Below are 18368 nucleotides of genomic sequence, written 5' to 3' on the forward strand. Positions count from 1 at the left end.
CCCACCCACTTTTAAAACTCAGGTTTGGCTTTCCCCAATTTTTTGCATAAACACGCCTTTACGAAACCATAATATTCTGGTTCTGGCTTCACTGGGCGACTTTTGAATTCTCCATGAAATTGTGACGCAAAAAAGAAGAAATGATTTGGCAACTCCAGAATCTCCATTCTTCTTCCATCTGCGCTTTTTCCAGAAAAAACTAATCCATTTTTCTCAAGCTTATCCAGATAGCCCAAGTTGACTTCGAATCTATGTCTGTGGCGTTCGTAGATTTCCTCATTTTTGTAAAGGCTATAAGCTAGCGTGTTAGGTTTTATGACTATTTTGTGAGCGCCCAACCGCATTGTTGCTCCTTTAATTTCTATTCCGCGTTGTTCTGGCATGAGGTCAATTACTGGGTTAGGTGATTGCGGGTTGATTTCTGTGCTGTTTGCGTCTTTTAAGCCGCACACGTTGCGTGCAAATTCTATCACAGCTAATTGGAAACCATAACATATTCCAAGAAAAGGCATGTCGTTTTCTCTTGCGTATTTGATTGCCATTATTTTTCCTTCAGTTCCTCTAGGACCGAAACCGTAAGGCACGAATATTCCATCAAAATTCTTCAAAATCTCAAATTCATTTGGATTTTGTTCAAATTTTTCGGCTTCTATGTAACTGATGCAGACCTTTGTCTTGCAAGCAGCACCTCCATGCCGCAATGCCTCGTTCATACTTACATAACTATCTGTTAAGCCGGCATACTTGCCCACTAATGCAATTTTGACTTCGTGTTGAGGGTTTAATATGGCATCAACAAACTTTTTCCATTCCTTAAAATCTTGCAATCGCCCCGAAAAACCTAGCCGTTTACAGATAAACTCGCCCATTCCCTGCTCGTCCAAAATAAGTGGAACTTGGTAAACTGATTCGACATTGTAAGAGCAGAAAACCGCATTTTCTGGTATTGTTCCGAAAAGAGCTATTTTCCTTAAAGATTCAGAGTCTATCATTTCCCGACTTCTTGCAACTATGGTGTCTGGTTGAATACCGATACGCCGTAACTCGTTGACACTGTGCTGCAAAGGCTTTGTTTTCATTTCCTTCGTAACATCTAAAACTGGAACCAGCGCAACATGCACGTACAAAGTGTTTTCGTAGCCCTCTTCCAAACGCATTTGACGAATGGCTTCCAAAAAGGGTAATCCTTCAATGTCGCCCACCGTTCCACCCACTTCCGTTAAGACAACATCCACATCTGAAGCTTTGGCAACCGCTCGAATACGATGTTTAATTTCGTTTGTCACATGCGGCACAATTTGAACACATCTTCCTAGAAAATCACCACGTCGCTCTTTTTCAATAACCGCCCTATACACCAAACCCGTGGTAAGATTATTTTCTTTCCTCAAGTTTAAATCAAGAAAGCGTTCATACCAGCCCAAATCCAAGTCTGTTTCGCCGCCATCGTCAGTCACGTAAACTTCACCGTGCATGTAAGGATTCATTGTTCCAGCGTCAACATTCACGTAAGGGTCAATCTTTATGACAGTTACCTTTAAGCCTCGTGCTTGCAACATTTTTCCAATAGAAGAAGTTACAATACCCTTCCCAACCGAACTCAGCACGCCGCCTGTAATAAAAATGTACTTAACCATAATTCTGCCTCTGCAATAACAAAAGCATACACCCGAATCTACATTTAAATTTATTCCAGAAGCCTTTTTGCCGAAACAAGCAGAACACTTATGACCACCGCGGCATCAAAGCATTCACCTTTTAAAATTCTCTTAAACAGTGAATCAAAATCAACCATTTCGATTTCAACTATTTCGGTTGTATCAAAATGTTCATTTTTACGTTTTATCTTTGCAAAGAATACTTCTACAACTGCTTGACTGCTTGGACCACGACTGAATCTACCAATCCACTCAAGTTTTTCAGCGGTAAAACCAGTTTCTTCCTCAAGTTCTCTCAGAGCAGCTTCCAGAGGTGTTTCACCATTCTCTATGGCACCTCCTGGAACATCGTAAACAATTCTTCTGAGAGGATGACGGTATTGCTTTGTCAAAATCATCTTTTTATCTTCTGTGAAAGCCGCTATTACGACAGTTCCCTTGCTTCTGAAGTAAACATATTCATAAGTTGTTCCATCAGCAAATTTCACACTGTCTTCTAAGATTGTTATACCATGTTTATTGTAAATGGGCTTTGATTTTAAGATTTTTACCGAACAAAATTTTTTACTCAAATGGTTTGATTCCCCTCTTGATATACCTCTAATGTCTGAAACGGTATATTTTTGAGTATCTCTTATTAGAGTTTGTTTAAGGAAGAGAACAGTTTGAAAAAAAGCCCAAGTGTAGTCTATTGGCTTGGAAGTAATCTCTACCTAAACATTACTAACAAATGTTCTAACAACTGTTATTTCTGCATAAGAAATTTCAAAAGTGGAGTTGGCAACTTCAACCTAAAACTTTCAAAAGAACCATCCACCGAAGAAATTCTAGACGACCTTCTAAAAGTTCTGAACCGAAAAAATTGGCGTGAAATTGTGTTCTGTGGTTTTGGTGAGCCTTTGGAAAGACTGGATTGCCTTTTAGAAGTTACACGTTGGATAAGGAAGCATTATGGAAAGCCAGTAAGCATTCGTGTGGACACGAACGGTCAAGGTTTTTTGCTCAACAAGAGCAGAGACATTACCACAGAATTAAAAGCCGAAGGTGTGAATAAGTTAAGCGTCAGCCTAAACGCTCACGACAAGGAAACATATAATCAAGTTTGCAAACCAAAATTTGAAGACGCATTTGAAAACGTATTAACGTTTATTGAAAAAGCAAAAGGAAAATTTGATGTCGAGATTACAGCAGTGACCATTTCGGAAGTTGACCTTTCAAAAGTTGCCAAGATTGCTCAACAGATAGGTGTGAAATTTCGAGCAAGAGAATACATTCCGGGTTTCTGGTGAACCTTATCTCTTAACGGTTTTCTGCTTGCTCTATAATTGATGTTATTTGTTCTCTTTTAAGAGGCAAGCCATGAAAGTATTTCCCTCGAATTTTTAAATCTTTAAGAAATGTCTCCTTTATCAACAATGGATTTTCAAATTCTTTGACATAAGTGAATTCTATTGCCTTCTTCCAACCGTGTTTTTTACATTCAAGTTTTTCTTCTTCGGAAAGCTCATCAATCGAGTATAAGTTCCCTATTTCACCATAACCTACAACAGCATCACCCTTGCTAGTCTTGTGCACGAAAAGTATAGTTTGCCCCGGTTTCCATTTTCTACGGGCGCTAGTATAGTATATTGCCATGTTAAAGACTTGCTCTACCCACTGTTTGGTAGCGATTCTTAAAATGTAACCTTCAGCTTCAACCATCTGAGATTCCATTGTTACTTTTTTACGGGTTTATAGCTATTTTAATTTCGGTCTTTGATGTGGACAGTATGTTAAATGCTTCCGTAATATTGGTTAATTTCATTTTCTTTGTTATCAAGGGTCTTACATCAATTGTTCTAGACGCAATCAAATTGAGGGCCTTTCTGAAATGCAACGGTGTCGTGTGAAAAGCGCCCATAACTGTTACTTCACCATAATGCAGCATTTCCGCGTTAACTTTCACTTCCGTTCCCGGAGGACAGCCACCAAATTCCAAGACTGTTCCGCCTTTCCTAACAAGTCTGAGGGCTTGCTCCCATGTAGCTGGCAACCCTATTGCTTCTATTACTACATCCGCGCCATAATCACGAGTAAGTTTGCGAACGGTTTCAATAACATCTGTTTTTCCAGCGTTAACTGTTTCGTCAGCGCCGAGTTTTTCTGCAAAATTCAGTCTTTCCTCTACAAGGTCAATCATTATTGCCTTTTCCACGCCCATTTTCTTAACCGTCAACATGTGCAGAAGCCCAATTGGTCCAGCACCAATTATAGCCACAGAATCGCCCAACTTAACATCCGCTTCTTCAACGCCATGCAAAACACAGGCCAAAGGCTCGGTGACGGCTGCTTCTTCAAAAGAAACATGCTGTGGAATTTCTTGCATGTTCACCAAAACCATCCGCGCCGGAACTTTAATGTATTCTGCATAAGCGCCCCAAAGCCAAATCATATTCTCGCAAAGATTATACTTGCCCTTTTGACACATTGTGCAATGCAAACAAGGCGCACTGTTACCAGCACGAACACGCATTCCTTTCGTGGGCCATTCCAAATTCTCTCCTACCTCAACAACTTCTCCAGCCCATTCATGCCCAAAAATTGTTGGAAGCTTTATTACCTTTCCAACGTAACCGCGCTGAAATATCTTCAAATCCGTACCGCAAGTTGTTGCAGCTTTCACCTTGACAAGAACCTCACCGGTATTAACCTTCGGTTTTTCAACTTCCTCAATCCTTAGGTCTTTTACTCCATAAAGCATGGCTGCTTTCATTCAGAATCACCCATTCAATACAACAACCTTTAAGCTCTCTTTATTCTTCAAAGCTGTTTCAAAGGCTTTTGCAGTATCGCCAAGCGAAAAACGATGAGTTATCAACTCTTCCACCTTTATTTTTCTAGATTCTATTAGCCCAAAAGCCTCTCTTGTTTCCAAATGCGAAGTTGAATAGGATGGAATTATTTGGATTTCGGAGAAAAACAGTTCTTTCGGGCTTATCTGCAAGTGTTTTCCCGGGTCAGTGGGAGCAAAAATGCAGAGTTTTCCACCTTTTCGAATGACGCTTAAACCAGTTTTATAGGCTTCCAAGCTTGGTGCAGTAACCACCGCCACATCTACACCTCTTCCTTCAGTTTCAACCTTAACTATGTCCGTCAGATTTTCCTTTTCCGAATTAACAACGACATCTGCTCCAAATTTTTTCGCTATTTTCAAGCGGTAATCAATTAAATCGCTTGCAATCGTTTTTTTAGCTCCAAAAATTTTCGCTAATGCTGTGTGAATTATTCCGGTTGCTCCGACGCCTATTACCGCTACCGAATCGCCTTTTTGAAGATTACATTTTTTGAGAGCTCTTATGCAGCAGCCTACTGGTTCGATTAATGTTGCTTCTTCAAACGACATTTTTTCTGGAATTTTTAATGTGTCTATCTGCAAGTTAGGCGCTGGAACTTTGAAGTATTCTGCTAATCCGCCTGGTTTAATGTTCGTGTTGTGGAATTGTTCGCATAACGTGTAATCGCCATGTTTGCAGTAATGACAAGATAAGCAAGCAACATGATGGTGAACAAAAACTCTGTCGCCAACATCAAAATCCTTAACCTTTCTTCCTTTATTTGCAATTACACCAGCAGGTTCGTGCCCGAGAACAAGTGGAGCGCGAGTTTTCAAATACCAAGCCATAAGGTCTGAACCGCATATTCCACAAGCCTTCATTTTTACCAAAACTTCGTCTTCCCGTATTTTTGGCGTAGGCATTTCCTCTATTCTTATGTCTTGTGGGCTATAGTACATGGCAACCTTCATTTTGACTCACTTGTCTTTCTATCGCTGAACACTTAAGACTTTCCAAAATACGCTTTAGCATATAAAAATGTCAATTCAAAGACACAAGCAATGGATAATTTCAATTTTCATGCAAAAAAATGTTGCTGAGTAAAAAGTTTTTATAAAAGGAAAACAAGTGATTTTCCATGAAAGCCGAAAAAATAGAGAAAATCTCCGGATACACTTTTCTTATAATCGGATTAATCTTCATAATTCTCCCAGCAGTGCTGGCACTCGTAATGTTTTTGGCTGGTTGGCAAATCCCAAAATTTATACCCATTCAACCTGGAGAAACAGATAGTTACGTAAAGGCGGCTACAATTTTCAGTAACGCTTGTCTTGTGTTCTTCATTTTTGTTATACTGGTTTGGGCAGGTTCTATTCTTTCAAGTCGTGGAGTAACGCTGATAAAAGATGTAAAATTAAAGCTTGTCAAGAAAAGCTTACGCGAAGTAGAAGAAACCGCCGAGAAAATAGAGAATAAAGAATCTTAGCCTTTTTAGCTTTCTAACTCTGAAGCCCTTTCAATTTTCTCTTTAATTTTTCGCAGAAACTCAGAGGCTGGAGCGCCATCGACGATTCTGTGGTCATAAGAAAGACTCAACATCATTCTCGGCTTGACCTCGACTTTTCCATTAATCACAACGGGTTTTTCTGTTATTTTTCCTACGCCAAGTATGGCTGCTTCTGGTGGATTGATTATTGGTGTGAAAAATTCGACGTCATACATGCCGAGGTTTGTAATTGTGAATGTTCCTCCTGTTAGTTCTTCTTTGGATAGTTTTCCTTGTCGGGCTTTCTCCGTTAATCCTTTTATAGCTGCATCGATTTCTTGTAAAGACTTCTTGTCAGCGTTATGGATGACTGGAACAACTAAACCATACTCAGTTGCAGCGGCAACGCCCAAGTTTACATCTTCGAAAACTTTTATTTGGTTTCCATCTAACGTTGAATTCAACAGTGGATGCTCAATTAATGCTTTTGCAACGGCTTTTATAATAATCGTTGTGTAGGACACTCGAAGTCTGTTATGCAATTCTTCAGCTTCAGAAACATCAACCTCCATTACTACTGTACTGTGCGGAGCTGTTTTGAAGCTTGTTGAAACCCTCTCAGCGGATGTTTTTCTGAAACCACTTAACGGAATAACCTGCCTAATTTTTGGCAAAAGCCCTCGACTTTCTTCCAAAAATCTTTTAACATCCTCCTCAACTATTCTTCCTTCAGGTCCGCTGCCCTTAACAAGCGATAGATTTATTCCATGCTCTCTTGCCAAACGTTTCGCGGCCGGCGAAGCCAAAACCTTCTCACCTACTTCTCCAGCGTCTTGCGGTGCTTCTGCGCGAATTTGCTCTTCAGAAAACGCTTCATCTGGACTTGTTATAAAAGCCAGAGCAGCATTAACCGGAGCGTCAACGCCTTCTTCTACTAAAATTTTCCGCAACACTCCAGAGGCTGGTGATTCCAAGTCGTATGTGGCTTTTTCAGAGATTATCTCAACTATTGGCTCGCCTTTCTCCACAACCTCTCCTTCCTTTTTGTACCATTTGCCTACGGTACCTTCTTTCATTGTTAAACTAAGTTTTGGCATGACAATCTTTGTAACCATATTGATTCCACTTTTTCAGGCATTTTAGCCAGTTTATTTATTTTTGCTTGCAGAAATAACAAAGTCTTTTTTTAAATGTATTTGAAACTTGCTTTTAGCAACATCTTTACCTCTTCTGTTGTTTGGACTATTCTGGTGTAGAATTAAGAATTAATATATTAAGTTGTTCGGGGAGATTTGTATGTTCAAGAATTTGTTTAACATGCATATGCTTGTGGTTGTACAGTATTTTATTGTATCTTTCTAGTTTAGAAATGTTTGAAAACTTATTTTGAGGTTCGGGGAAGAGAACATGAAATTACAAGAAAGACTTTCAAGGAAACCGATTTTCATGAAAACTGCCTTTAAAATATTGGATAAGGGAATCGACTAACACGCATCCAAATTTAGAGGAAGTAGAGGGAAACTGCTCACTTTCAATGCGGCTTAATACGTTCTCTCTTAAACATAATTCAAATCTGCGTTAAGCTTATTAATGAGATATATAGATTTTAGACGGTTTAGAATAAAAAGAACCAGAAGGGATACGCATGGAATGGTTCCTTATAACTCCATTAGCTGGTTTGGCTTCTGTTGCTCTTGCAGCTTATCTTTATCATTATGTTAACAACCAAGAAAGCGGCACAGAAAAAATGGAGGCGATAGCTAAGGCAATAAAGGAAGGAGCAAAGGCATATTTAAGAAGACAAAACTTAACTCTCACAGTATTCGTTTTAGTCATGGCCACAGTGCTCGGAATACTTTTCGGAATAACCCAAAGCATATTTCACGGAGCAAGTATTGCAATAGCTTACCTATTTGGCTCATTGTGCACAGCAGTAGCCTCCTACGCTGGAATGATGGCAGCCGTCAAGGCAAACGTAAAAACAGCAAATGCAGCAAAATCCGGCTTGAAAAAAGCTTTTCCAGTAGCATTCTTCGGCGGAGCAGTTATGGGTTTAGCAACGGTAGGTTTAGCCCTCCTCGGAATCAGCCTACTATTCTACATTTATAATGTAGTGCTAGGCTGGACTGAAGGAGAAGCCGCAAACATAGTCTTAGGCTTCAGCTTCGGAGCCAGCGCGCTCGCGCTTTTTGCAAAGGCAGGGGGAGGCATCTACACAAAAACAGCAGATATAAGTGCAGATCTTGTAGGGAAAGTGGAATTGGGGATTCCAGAAGATGACCCACGAAATCCAGCTGTTATTGCAGACAATGTTGGCGACAATGTCGGTGACGTTGCGGGCATGGGTGCAGATTTGATCGACTCATACATCGCAAGCGTCATTGCAGCAGTAATCATTGGCGCTGAAATTGGAGGTGGAATCTTTGCAACACTTCCGCTTCTGATAGCAGCCGTTGGAGTTTTCGCGTCGATAGTAGGAACCCTTTTTGTAAAAGTTACTGTGGCTAACAATCCAGGAGCTGCATTGAACAGAGGAACTTTCTCAACATGCTTATTCTTTGCAATCTTCCTTCTGATTATTACGTATTTTTCAGGGTTAAGTGGAAATATGTGGCTTGGCGTTTTTCTTCCTACATTGGCTGGGTTAATTGCTGGAATGATCATTGGAATCACAACTGATTACTTCACTTCAATTGACAGAGCACCAACGCAGAAAGTTGCTTCTTCTTCCACCAGCGGCGCAGCAATAAACATACTGACAGGATTTTCTTACGGAATAATGAGCATTGTTCCACCAATAATGGGTATATGCGCCGCCACTTTAGCCTCATGGTATCTTGCAAGTGCCTTTGGAGTCGAACCCTTCTACGGAATCGCTGTCTCAGCTCTGGGAATGCTTTCAATTGTCGGAATGATAATATCCGCTGACGCTTACGGACCGATTTCTGACAACGCTAAAGGCATAGCTGAACAATCAGGGTTAGGCGAAGAAGTTATAGAAGTTGCTGACAAGCTTGACGCTGCAGGCAATACGTCAAAGGCAATAACAAAAGGTTTCGCAATAGGAGCTGCAGCCTTAACAGTCCTTGCACTTTTCCATGGCTACCTAACACTTGTAGATATTCCAACATTAGATTTAATGAAACCAGAAGTGGTGGTGGGCATTTTCGCTGGGGCAATGATGCCGCCTTTACTTTCTGCAATGCTCATCTTAGCTGTCGGGAAGAATGCTGGAAGAATGGTTGAAGAAATCCGACGCCAATTTAAAGAAATTCCTGGACTTATGGAAGGAAAAACGAAACCTGACTATGCCAAATGCGTTGACATAGCTACTAAAGGAGCCTTGAGGGAGCTTATATTGCCTTGCGCCTTGGCAATAATAGCCCCGATAGTGGTTGTGTCAACTTTGGGAAAAGAAGCACTTGCGGGATTCTTGGCTGGAAGCATCATTACAGGAATAATATTCGCTTTGTTCATGGCAAATTCTGGTGGAGCATGGGACAACGCCAAAAAGTATATTGAAGCTGGCGCTTTTGGTGGTAAAGGCTCAGAAGCACACAAGGCGGCGGTCACGGGCGACACGGTTGGCGACCCCTTCAAAGACACGGCGGGGCCTTCATTGAACACAATGATTACAGTAATGTCTCTCGTCGCATCAGTTTTCGCTCCCTTAATCTTACTATTAATACACTAGTGAAAAATGTGTTAAGTTTCACACAATTTTTTTATAGTCATGCCCGCGTCTATTCATAGTCACAACCAAAACCTAAGAGGTGTAGGTCACGTCAAAGCCGTTGCATGCCACAGAAATCGATGAAGCTATGTGTCTTCTAAATACGAACCGCAAAGGTCTAACTTCTCAAGAAGCGCAGGAAAGACTGAAAAAGTTTGGATACAATGAACTGAAAGAAAAGAAAAGAAGAACTGCGCTTCAAATGTTTTTGAGCGAATTTAAAGATATATTCATCTTACTTCTTATAGCCGCGGCGATTTTCTCTGCAATAGTCGGATATTACGAGTTGCAACGACCTTTAATGCCTGGCGAGTTACCTAAAGAGCCTCTTGAAGAGTATGCCGACTCAATTGTTATAGCCATAATAGTAGTCTTGGTTGCTGTGGCTGGCTTTGTTCAGGAATATAGAGCAGAAAAAGCGTTAGAAGCCTTGAAAAAACTTGCAGCACCTAAAGCACGCGTACTACGCGACGGAAGAGAAACCATAATTCCGGCTCGAGAAGTAGTTCCCGGTGATATTCTAGTTTTGGAGTCAGGAGACCTTGTGCCGGCGGATGCGAGATTAATAGAGAGTATCGAGGTAAAAGCCGACGAGGCTGTTTTGACAGGAGAGTCAACACCTGTAAACAAAGATGCTAAAGCGATATTGCCGCCAGAAGCGCCAATAGGCGACAGACGCAATATGGTTTTCACTGCTACCCACATCATTTATGGTCGAGGCAAGGCGGTAGTTACAGCAACTGGTATGCAAAGCGAATTTGGAAAGATAGCGGAACTTGTTCAAGAAGAAGAGGAAGAAGAAACCCCCTTGCAGAGGAAACTTGACACTTTCGCCAAGAAAATCGCCAAAGTAGTGGTGGCTGTCTGTGTGATAATTTTTGCATTAGAAGCCTTCGAAGTGGCTTCAACGCTGTGGCATGGTAGCGGAGTATTAAACCTAGAAGGTTTTATACAAGCTTTTATGTCTTCAATTTCATTGGCAGTATCCGCGGTTCCAGAAGGACTGCCTGCAATAGTCACGATTAGCCTTGCTCTGGGCGCAAGAGAATTTGCAAGACGCAACGCCATAATCAGAAAGCTTTCTGCCGCGGAAGGTTTAGGCGCCGTCACGGTCATTTGCTCAGACAAGACAGGCACATTAACAAAGGGAGAAATGACTGTTCGCAAGCTCTATGCTAACAGTAAGTTTGTGGACGTTTCAGGAGTTGGTTATGAACCAAAAGGTGAGTTTCAACAAGACGGAAAACTAATCAATCCAACAAATGACACCGGACCCTCAACACTTCTTAAAATAGGTTCGCTTTGCAGCAACGCCCAGCTTGAACAGAACAACAATGGGTCATGGATAGTTATAGGCGACCCAACTGAGGGCGCCTTAATAGTCGCTGCAGCCAAGGCTGGCTTCGCTCAAAGAGAGTTAACAACGCAGTATCCACGCATAAGCGAGATTCCCTTCACTTCGGAAAGAAAACGCATGACAACCGTCCACTTAACGCCGGAAAAAGAAAAGGTTGCATTTATGAAAGGTGCTCCCGAAATAGTCCTTGAAAAATGCAGCCATATTCTCGAAGACTATGAAGAAAAGAAACTAACCGCAGCTAAGCGGAAGAAAATCTTAGAAGTAAATGAGCAGATGGCAAGCTCGGCATTACGTGTCTTAGCCATGGCATACAAGCGACTACCAGTAGAACTTAATGAGTTTAACGAGAAGACTGTTGAAGAAGGCTTGGTTTTCGTGGGTCTGGAAGGAATGATTGACCCACCACGTGAAGAAGCAATCGAAGCCAACAAGAAATGCGAAAGAGCTGGAATAAAAACTGTAATGATAACTGGTGACCACAAACTCACGGCTGTAGCAGTAGCGAAAGAAATCGGAATGATGAAAGAAAATAGCATAGTTCTCACTGGTGTAGAATTAGATGCTATGAGCGACCAAGATTTCGAAAAAATCGTGGAAAACGTTGCCGTGTACGCGAGAGTTTCGCCAGAGCATAAGTTGAAAATTGTAAAAGCCTTGAAGGCTAAAGGACACATTGTAGCAATGACGGGCGACGGAGTCAACGATGCACCAGCAGTTAAGGCTGCAGACATAGGCGTTTCAATGGGCATAACAGGCACAGATGTCACACGTGAAGCCTCAGACCTTGTGCTTACAGACGACAATTTTGCAACCATAGTTAAGGCGGTTGAGGAAGGAAGAGTAATCTACGACAACATCCGCAAATACGCCAGATTCCTAATCGCCTGCAATTTTGACGAGTTACTTGTCATTGGGTCATTCGCTATTTTAGGAGGCATATTCAGCCCGGAACTGTTTCCGTTGCCTCTGCTTCCAGCCATGATTTTGTGGATAAACCTCGTCACCGACGGCGCACCAGCGGTAGCGTTAGCCACAGACCCTCCAGACGTGGATGTTATGGACCGGAAGCCCCGCAAGCCAGAAGAAGGAATATTGCATGGAATGGGTCGGTTTGTTATAGCGTCATTCATACTGCAAGCTACTGGAACAATACTCGTCTTCTGCCTTGAATATTATGTGTGGCCAGCCCACGGATTTGGAACCCCAGAAACTCTGCAAGAAGCAAGAACAACAGCTTTCGTGCAAGCTGCAATGTTCGAATTGTTCGTTGTCTGGAACTGCCGCTCTGAAACTCGAAGTGTGTGGAGAATGGGAAGAGACGCGTTCAAGAACAAGTTCTTCGTAATAGCTGAAATCGTTTCAATAGCCGCCACTCTAGGCATAACTTACATTCCAATAACAGCAAAAATGTTTGGTTTGTCACCGCTAAGCCTAACAGACCTAGCCTACGTAATAGGGGTAGCCAGTTGGGGACTCTTCATCCTTCCAGAATTCTTAATGAACAGAAAAATCTGGAAATGGAAATAATCGTCTAGAAAAGCTTATATGAAAAGGTGTTTCAAAAAACGTTCCACACTCAACATAAAAAGACGTGAACAACATGAACGAAAAATCAGCAAACCCAGCACCACTCGGACTATTAGGCTTCGGAATGACAACCGTTCTCTTAAACTTCGTCCACAATGCCCGCTTAGGCCCAATCGACAGCATGATTCTAGGAATGGGCATATTCTACGGCGGTCTAGCACAGATTATTGCGGGTGTATTGGAATATAAAAAGGGCAACACGTTCGGAACAACAGCATTCACATCCTACGGACTCTTTTGGCTATCTTTCGTAACTCTAAACTGGCTGGGAACGACAAGTGTAGCCGCCCGAGGAGTCTGGCCCTTCACATCCTACGCTCCATACATTTCAGGTTACAATACACCTTGGTTCGTCAGCCAAGAAGCATTTATGGCTTATTTCCTAATGTGGGGAATATTCACATTCATCATGTTTTTCGGCACTCTGAAAACCAACCGTGCACTACAATTCGTCTTCATGAGCCTTGCAATACTCTTCTTTCTACTCGCGGCGAAGTCAGCAGTCCTCGCTTACACAACAATATCGCCCACAGACCCGCAAATAGAACTATTCACTCGCATAATCGGAGCTGAAGGCATCATTTGCGGTTTCAGTGCAGTTTACCTAGCATTGGCAGAGGTGCTAAACGAAGCGCACGGAAAAACAGTGTTGCCAATCTGCCCAGTAAATCAATAACTGCTTCCACATTTTTTACCAAAAAAATAAAAATTAGCGCAAAAATAAATCTGAAAGCCAAACAACAACAATTCCTTCTCAAAAGAACCTAAATGCATATATACGATAACAAATTTTCCTAAAAAGAACCAATTAACCAAGCTCTAAAAGGTGAAGTAGAATGTCTAAAGAATCAGTAGAAGTTTACAAAGAATTCGAAACCGACATAATCCCACCTAGCTGGAAAGACAGAGTCTGGGATAAAAAAGACTTCAAAGAATGGTACGAAAACACAGTAAAAGACAAAAAGGCAAAGGAAGAATGGTGGGAAAAATGGGCAAACGAGATTTTCTGGTTCAAAAAATGGAACAAAGTATTAGACGACAGCAACCCGCCATTCTACAGATGGTTTGTCGGTGGCGAAACAAATCTGGCGTACTTAGCCACAGACTGGCAACTAGCACAAGGCAGAAAAAACAAGTTAGCTCTAATATGGGAAGGAGAGCCATGGGACGAAAACCTGCAGCAGCCAAAAGAAGTTAGAAAATTCACATATTATGACATTCACAGAATATCAAACGTTATTAGCCATGCCTTGAAGGAGAAATTGAAGGTCAAAAAAGGAGAAATTCTAACATTCTATCTACCGATGATTCCAGAACTCCCATTCTACATGCTCGCCGCACAAAGACTAGGAGCAAAACACAGCATAGTCTACAGTGGATTCAGCGCAGATGCACTAGCCACTAGAGCAATAGACGGCGGCGCCAGAATCATAGTTACGGCAGACGGGTTCTATAGAAGAGGACGCATAATAAGCTTGAAACCCATCGTCGACGAAGCCGTAAAAATATGCGCACAAAACGGATGCAAAATCGAAAAAGTCATCGTAGTCAAAAGAACAGGACAAGACATTCCATGGAATAACGACATTGACGTTTGGCACCATGAATTCATCAAAGATGTGCCACAAAATGTAAACATTCCAGTCGAAAAATGCGGCTCAGAAGATTTCTCCTATATACTCTACACGTCAGGCACAACCGCCGCCCCAAAAGGAGCACAACATTCTATAGGTGGCTACGCAGTCGCCCTGTACACAACAATGAAGCTCATATTTGATGTGCGCGAAGACGACATCTACTGGTGCACAGCGGACATCGGATGGGTTACCGGTCATTCATACATTGTTTACGGACCGCTCATGGCAGGTTTGACATCCGTAATGTATGAAGGAGCACCAGACTGTCCGGGACCAGACAGATGGTGGAACATAATCCAGCGATATGGCGTAACAATCTTCTACACCACGCCAACAGCAATCAGAATGCTAATGAAATTCCCAGAAGAGCTCGTCAAAAAATACGATTTATCAACAGTAAGAATCTGCCACTCCGTTGGCGAACCCATCAACCCAGAAGCATTCAAATGGTATTACAAAAACATCGGCAGAGAAGACATAGTCGCATCAAGCACATGGTGGATGACAGAAACAGGACAAATGCTAACAGGACACTTCCCCGGATTAGGAAAAATATTCCCACTCAAACCGGGAACAAACGGCTATTCAATACCAGGAGTTACAATGGAAGTTCTTGACGACGACGGAAATCCATGCAAACCTGGAGTGAGAGGATACTTAGCCATAACTTCACCATGGCCAGGAATGCTCATGACACTTTACAAAAGCCCCCAGAGATACATAGACGTTTACTGGTCAAGATTCAAGGGTAAAATGTACTTCTACACTGGAGACTTCGCTATCAAAGACCAAGATGGATACATATGGGTGTTGGGAAGAGCGGACGACGTCCTCAAAGTTGCAGGTCACAGAATCGGAACAGCAGAAATCGAATCGGCAATGATTAAACATCCAGCCGTAGCAGAATCAGCATGCGTCGGCAAAGAAGACCCAGTAAAGGGGCAGACACCGTTTATTTTCACAGTGCTTAAACAGGGATATTCTCCAAGCCAAGAACTTGCAAACGAATTAAAAATGCATTTAAGAAGCACAATTGGTCCACTCGTAGCATCAGACACCACAATAGCCTTTGTAGATTCCGTTCCAAAAACAAGAAGCGGCAAGATAATGAGACGTCTATTAAAAGCGATAATTGCAGGAGCAACTCTCGGAGATGTCAGTACGCTGGAAGATGGCGTAGCTGTAGAAGAAGCAAAGAAAGCCTATGAATCAGTAAAAGCAGCCCTCGAACGCAAATAAAAGAAAAACTGCCTAACAACTAAACATCAAACTTCAAGTTCCAAAATTTTTCTTAATTCTACTTTTCAAAAATCCACAAGAGAAGTGCTAAGCTATTTCTAATGTCGCAATGGAAAGCTCACTGTCAAACGGTTGTATCACGAACCCTTTTTTGGTGCACATGTTAATCATTTTAGAGTTATCCGAGATTACGTAACCGAATATCGTTTTTAACTTCATATCTCTGCCAATTTCAATAATGTAATCGAGCAGTTTGGAACCAAGCCCAAGCCCTTGCCATTGGTCTCCTACTACAACAGCAAACTCTCCACGTTTTCCACCAGGCTCCAAAGTGAGCAGGGCAACACCAATTATGCTTCTTTTGTCTTTCTGCATCTCCGCAACAATGGCAATCTCACGGTCATAATCTATATTACAATAACGCGTTAAGGTTTTATGAGGAACCTCCTTAAAAACTTGGAAAAACCGGAGACGCATCGTTTCTTCAGATAAGGAACAATAAAGTTCGTTTAATAGAGCCTCATCTTCAGGTTTTATTGGACGAAGAACCACGGGGGTTCCATTTTTTAATGTCCACTGAGTGACGTATTTCTTAGGGTAAGGGGCTATCACGAGATGTTCATGAGGTGAGATTTCATGCAGCATTTTTTCAGTTTCTATAACTATTCTGGCGTCAACAGCTACAGCGCTATTCTCATCGACAAGTAAAGGATTCACATCAATCTCCTTTATCTCCGGAAAATCCATCACAAGCTGTGAAAACTTCACTAAAATCTCCTCGAGAAGTTTAAAATTAGTACGAAAGCCGCTCGACTCAGAAAGCTGGTAAATTTTAGTCTTCTCCATGAGTCGCTTTGCGAGAACTTGGTTTAATGGCGGAAGCCCTATGCTTATATCTTGCAATAATTCTGTCGCTACACCACCCATTCCAAAAACTATCACGGCGCCAAATTGAGGGTCTTTCTTAGAACCAATCAACAGTTCGTATCCTCGTTTCCGAACCATAGGCTGGATTACGACACCTTGAAATTCGGCTTCAGGGCTGTAGCTTTTTACTTTTTGCGCCAATTCGTTAAAAAACATCTTAACCTCAGCTGGCGACCAAACATTGAGTATGACGCTTTCTGCTTTGGATTTATGGGTTATTTGTGGCGAAAGGGCTTTCATGACAATTGGATACCCTAACACAGAAGCCACAACTTCAGCTTCCTCCGGAGTCCTTGCAGTCATAGTTTTTATTGTTGGAATCTGATATGCCTCAAGAAACTGCAGAGACTCTGATTGAGTCAGAACTTTTCGCCCTTCGCTAAAAGCTCTTCGCAAAATCTCTTTAAGAAAAGCAGGAATAGTTAACTCAATGGGAAGCTCTTCAGGAGTTTGATAGAGAAGCTCCAAGTTTTGAGTGTAGCTATACATGTACATGAATGTAGAAACAGCTTGCTCCGGCGTGCTAAACGCTGGGATGCTGTTCTTTTGCAGTAACAGCCTAGCCCTTCGGCAGTCACCTTCACCTATAAATGACGTAAGAACTGGCTTTGTTGTTTGTTTAGAAAGTTCGATTATCATTTTTGCTGTCGCAAGAGGATTAGCCGCCCCTTGAGGAGTATACACAATCAAGAAGCCATCGCTATTCGGATCTTTAAAACATATTTCCATAACCTTCCTAAACCTGTCCACGGTGGCTTCTTCTAAAATGTCAATGGGATTTGCCGCGCGACAATACAATGGCAAAACATTTCGCAAAGCTTGAACAGTTTCACTGCTTAACTGTGAGAGACGCCCACCTCGCGCAATGAGACAATCAGTTGCGATTATGCTTGGTCCACCAGCGTTGGTGATTATTGTAAGATTTGGTCCTTTAGGATTTGATTGCATTGCCAACGCTTCTGCACAGCTAAAGAGGTCATTTATCGCTTCAACACGAACAATTCCAGCACGTCTAAAAGCCGCGTCGTAAATAGCGTCTTCTCCACAGAGGGCGCCGATATGAGATACTGTTGCTTCTGCACTCTCGGGAAATCGTCCTGCTTTTACTACTACGATAGGTTTGGCTCTGGCGAACCCTCTTGAGGCGCTCATAAATTTCCGCGCGTCTGTGACACATTCAATGTAGAGTATGATGCTTCGTGTTTGAACATCATTTCCGAAATAATCAATAAGATCCCCAAGATCTACGTCAATCATTGAGCCAGTTGAGACTACAGCGCTGAAACCAATGTTTGCTTCAGCAGCCCAGTCTAGCACTGAAGCACATAATGCTGCACTTTGAGAAATGAATGCTATTCTTCCAGGTTCAGCTGTTTTGTTTGCAAATGTAGCGTTTAGTTTGATTTTTGGTCGCATTATTCCAAGGCTGTTGGGTCCAATGATTCGCATGTTGTATTTATTTTTGAGTTCAAGAATTTGGTTTTCGAGTGCTTCTCCTTCTTTTCCTGTTTCTCTAAAACCAGCCGAAATAATGATTGCTCCCGCTACACCGGCTTTTCCACATTCTTCTATAATTTGCGGAACCGTATGCGCTGGAGTTGCAATTACTGCAAGGTCTATTTGCCACGGGATTTTGGTGACGCTAGGATATGCGGTGATTCCTTGAATTGTGGGTCTGAAAGGGTTAACGGGGTAAACTACTCCGGTGTAGCCTACGCCGACCAAATTTTGTATGAGTCTGGCGCCAACTGAGCCCTCTTTGTCGCTTGCGCCTATCACTGCGATTCTTTTAGGATTGAAGATTTTGTCGAGATTTTCAGTGCCCACCCTCACGTCCTCCATTCTTTGCAGAATGCGCCCTTCACATGTGTTAGTATATACGATACATATTCTTTAAAGTATTCCTAAATGACCCATACCAGAAAAAA

13 protein-coding genes are annotated in these 18368 nt (G+C 42.0%); 6 read left to right on the forward strand and 7 right to left on the reverse strand.

Annotated features, from left to right (window positions below):
- Positions 1–11 precede the first annotated feature (11 nt).
- Positions 12–1637: a CTP synthase gene (locus HM003_04060; GenBank protein MBX5328512.1), complete on the reverse strand. Its 1626-nt coding sequence runs from the start codon at positions 1635–1637 to the stop codon at positions 12–14.
- Between the two features lie 50 nt (positions 1638–1687).
- Entirely contained in the window at positions 1688–2230 is a 543-nt protein-coding gene (locus HM003_04065) for an NUDIX hydrolase (GenBank protein ID MBX5328513.1), read from the reverse strand.
- 93 nt (positions 2231–2323) lie between these two features.
- On the opposite strand from HM003_04065, the gene HM003_04070 reads away from it, so the two are divergent.
- Positions 2324–2947 (forward strand): radical SAM protein, encoded by a 624-nt coding sequence (locus HM003_04070; protein MBX5328514.1) that lies wholly within the window; start codon positions 2324–2326, stop codon positions 2945–2947.
- A gap of 10 nt (positions 2948–2957) precedes the next feature.
- Here the strand turns inward: HM003_04070 and HM003_04075 are convergent, their stop codons facing one another.
- The 3 genes from HM003_04075 to HM003_04085 are packed head-to-tail and all read right to left on the reverse strand — an operon-like array spanning position 2958 to position 5442.
- Positions 2958–3359, reverse strand: a complete 402-nt coding sequence (locus HM003_04075) for a hypothetical protein (GenBank protein MBX5328515.1) — start codon at positions 3357–3359, stop codon at positions 2958–2960.
- A gap of 22 nt (positions 3360–3381) precedes the next feature.
- Entirely contained in the window at positions 3382–4410 is a 1029-nt protein-coding gene (locus tag HM003_04080; protein ID MBX5328516.1) for a zinc-binding dehydrogenase, read from the reverse strand.
- A 6-nt stretch (positions 4411–4416) separates the two neighbouring features.
- Positions 4417–5442: an alcohol dehydrogenase catalytic domain-containing protein gene (locus HM003_04085; GenBank protein MBX5328517.1), complete on the reverse strand. Its 1026-nt coding sequence runs from the start codon at positions 5440–5442 to the stop codon at positions 4417–4419.
- A gap of 167 nt (positions 5443–5609) precedes the next feature.
- Here HM003_04085 and HM003_04090 point away from each other — a divergent pair, with 167 nt between their 5' ends.
- Positions 5610–5957, forward strand: a complete 348-nt coding sequence (locus HM003_04090) for a hypothetical protein (protein ID MBX5328518.1) — start codon at positions 5610–5612, stop codon at positions 5955–5957.
- A 5-nt stretch (positions 5958–5962) separates the two neighbouring features.
- Here the strand turns inward: HM003_04090 and HM003_04095 are convergent, their stop codons facing one another.
- Positions 5963–7072 (reverse strand): 2-oxo acid dehydrogenase subunit E2, encoded by a 1110-nt coding sequence (locus tag HM003_04095; protein ID MBX5328519.1) that lies wholly within the window; start codon positions 7070–7072, stop codon positions 5963–5965.
- A gap of 530 nt (positions 7073–7602) precedes the next feature.
- On the opposite strand from HM003_04095, the gene HM003_04100 reads away from it, so the two are divergent.
- From HM003_04100 to acs, 4 genes are all read left to right on the forward strand, one after another.
- Positions 7603–9651: a sodium-translocating pyrophosphatase gene (locus HM003_04100; GenBank protein ID MBX5328520.1), complete on the forward strand. Its 2049-nt coding sequence runs from the start codon at positions 7603–7605 to the stop codon at positions 9649–9651.
- 100 nt (positions 9652–9751) lie between these two features.
- Positions 9752–12577 (forward strand): cation-translocating P-type ATPase, encoded by a 2826-nt coding sequence (locus tag HM003_04105; protein MBX5328521.1) that lies wholly within the window; start codon positions 9752–9754, stop codon positions 12575–12577.
- Positions 12578–12650: 73 nt separating this feature from the next.
- Positions 12651–13313 carry an acetate uptake transporter gene (locus HM003_04110; protein MBX5328522.1) on the forward strand — a complete coding sequence of 221 codons (663 nt, stop codon included), beginning with the start codon at positions 12651–12653 and terminating at the stop codon, positions 13311–13313.
- Between the two features lie 160 nt (positions 13314–13473).
- The gene (acs, locus tag HM003_04115; protein ID MBX5328523.1) at positions 13474–15513 is read left to right on the forward strand and encodes an acetate--CoA ligase; all 2040 of its coding nucleotides are present in this window, start codon (positions 13474–13476) and stop codon (positions 15511–15513) included.
- An 87-nt stretch (positions 15514–15600) separates the two neighbouring features.
- Here the strand turns inward: acs and HM003_04120 are convergent, their stop codons facing one another.
- The gene (locus HM003_04120) at positions 15601–18267 is read right to left on the reverse strand and encodes a bifunctional acetate--CoA ligase family protein/GNAT family N-acetyltransferase (GenBank protein ID MBX5328524.1); all 2667 of its coding nucleotides are present in this window, start codon (positions 18265–18267) and stop codon (positions 15601–15603) included.
- Positions 18268–18368 lie beyond the last annotated feature (101 nt).

The sequence above is a fragment of the Candidatus Bathyarchaeota archaeon A05DMB-5 genome (assembly GCA_019685655.1).
Classification (GTDB): domain Archaea; phylum Thermoproteota; class Bathyarchaeia; order Bathyarchaeales; family Bathycorpusculaceae; genus DSLH01.

Excerpts from the sequence above, each read along its gene's own strand:
- HM003_04100 (MBX5328520.1), top strand. The coding sequence starts at position 7,603 with ATGGAATGGTTCCTTATAACTCCATTAGCTGGTTTGGCTTCTGTTGCT.
- HM003_04110 (MBX5328522.1), top strand. The coding sequence starts at position 12,651 with ATGAACGAAAAATCAGCAAACCCAGCACCACTCGGACTATTAGGCTTC.
- HM003_04085 (MBX5328517.1), bottom strand. The coding sequence starts at position 5,442 with ATGAAGGTTGCCATGTACTATAGCCCACAAGACATAAGAATAGAGGAA.
- HM003_04060 (MBX5328512.1), bottom strand. The coding sequence starts at position 1,637 with ATGGTTAAGTACATTTTTATTACAGGCGGCGTGCTGAGTTCGGTTGGG.
- HM003_04075 (MBX5328515.1), bottom strand. The coding sequence starts at position 3,359 with ATGGTTGAAGCTGAAGGTTACATTTTAAGAATCGCTACCAAACAGTGG.
- acs (MBX5328523.1), top strand. The coding sequence starts at position 13,474 with ATGTCTAAAGAATCAGTAGAAGTTTACAAAGAATTCGAAACCGACATA.
- HM003_04080 (MBX5328516.1), bottom strand. The coding sequence starts at position 4,410 with ATGAAAGCAGCCATGCTTTATGGAGTAAAAGACCTAAGGATTGAGGAA.
- HM003_04090 (MBX5328518.1), top strand. The coding sequence starts at position 5,610 with ATGAAAGCCGAAAAAATAGAGAAAATCTCCGGATACACTTTTCTTATA.
- HM003_04095 (MBX5328519.1), bottom strand. The coding sequence starts at position 7,072 with ATGGTTACAAAGATTGTCATGCCAAAACTTAGTTTAACAATGAAAGAA.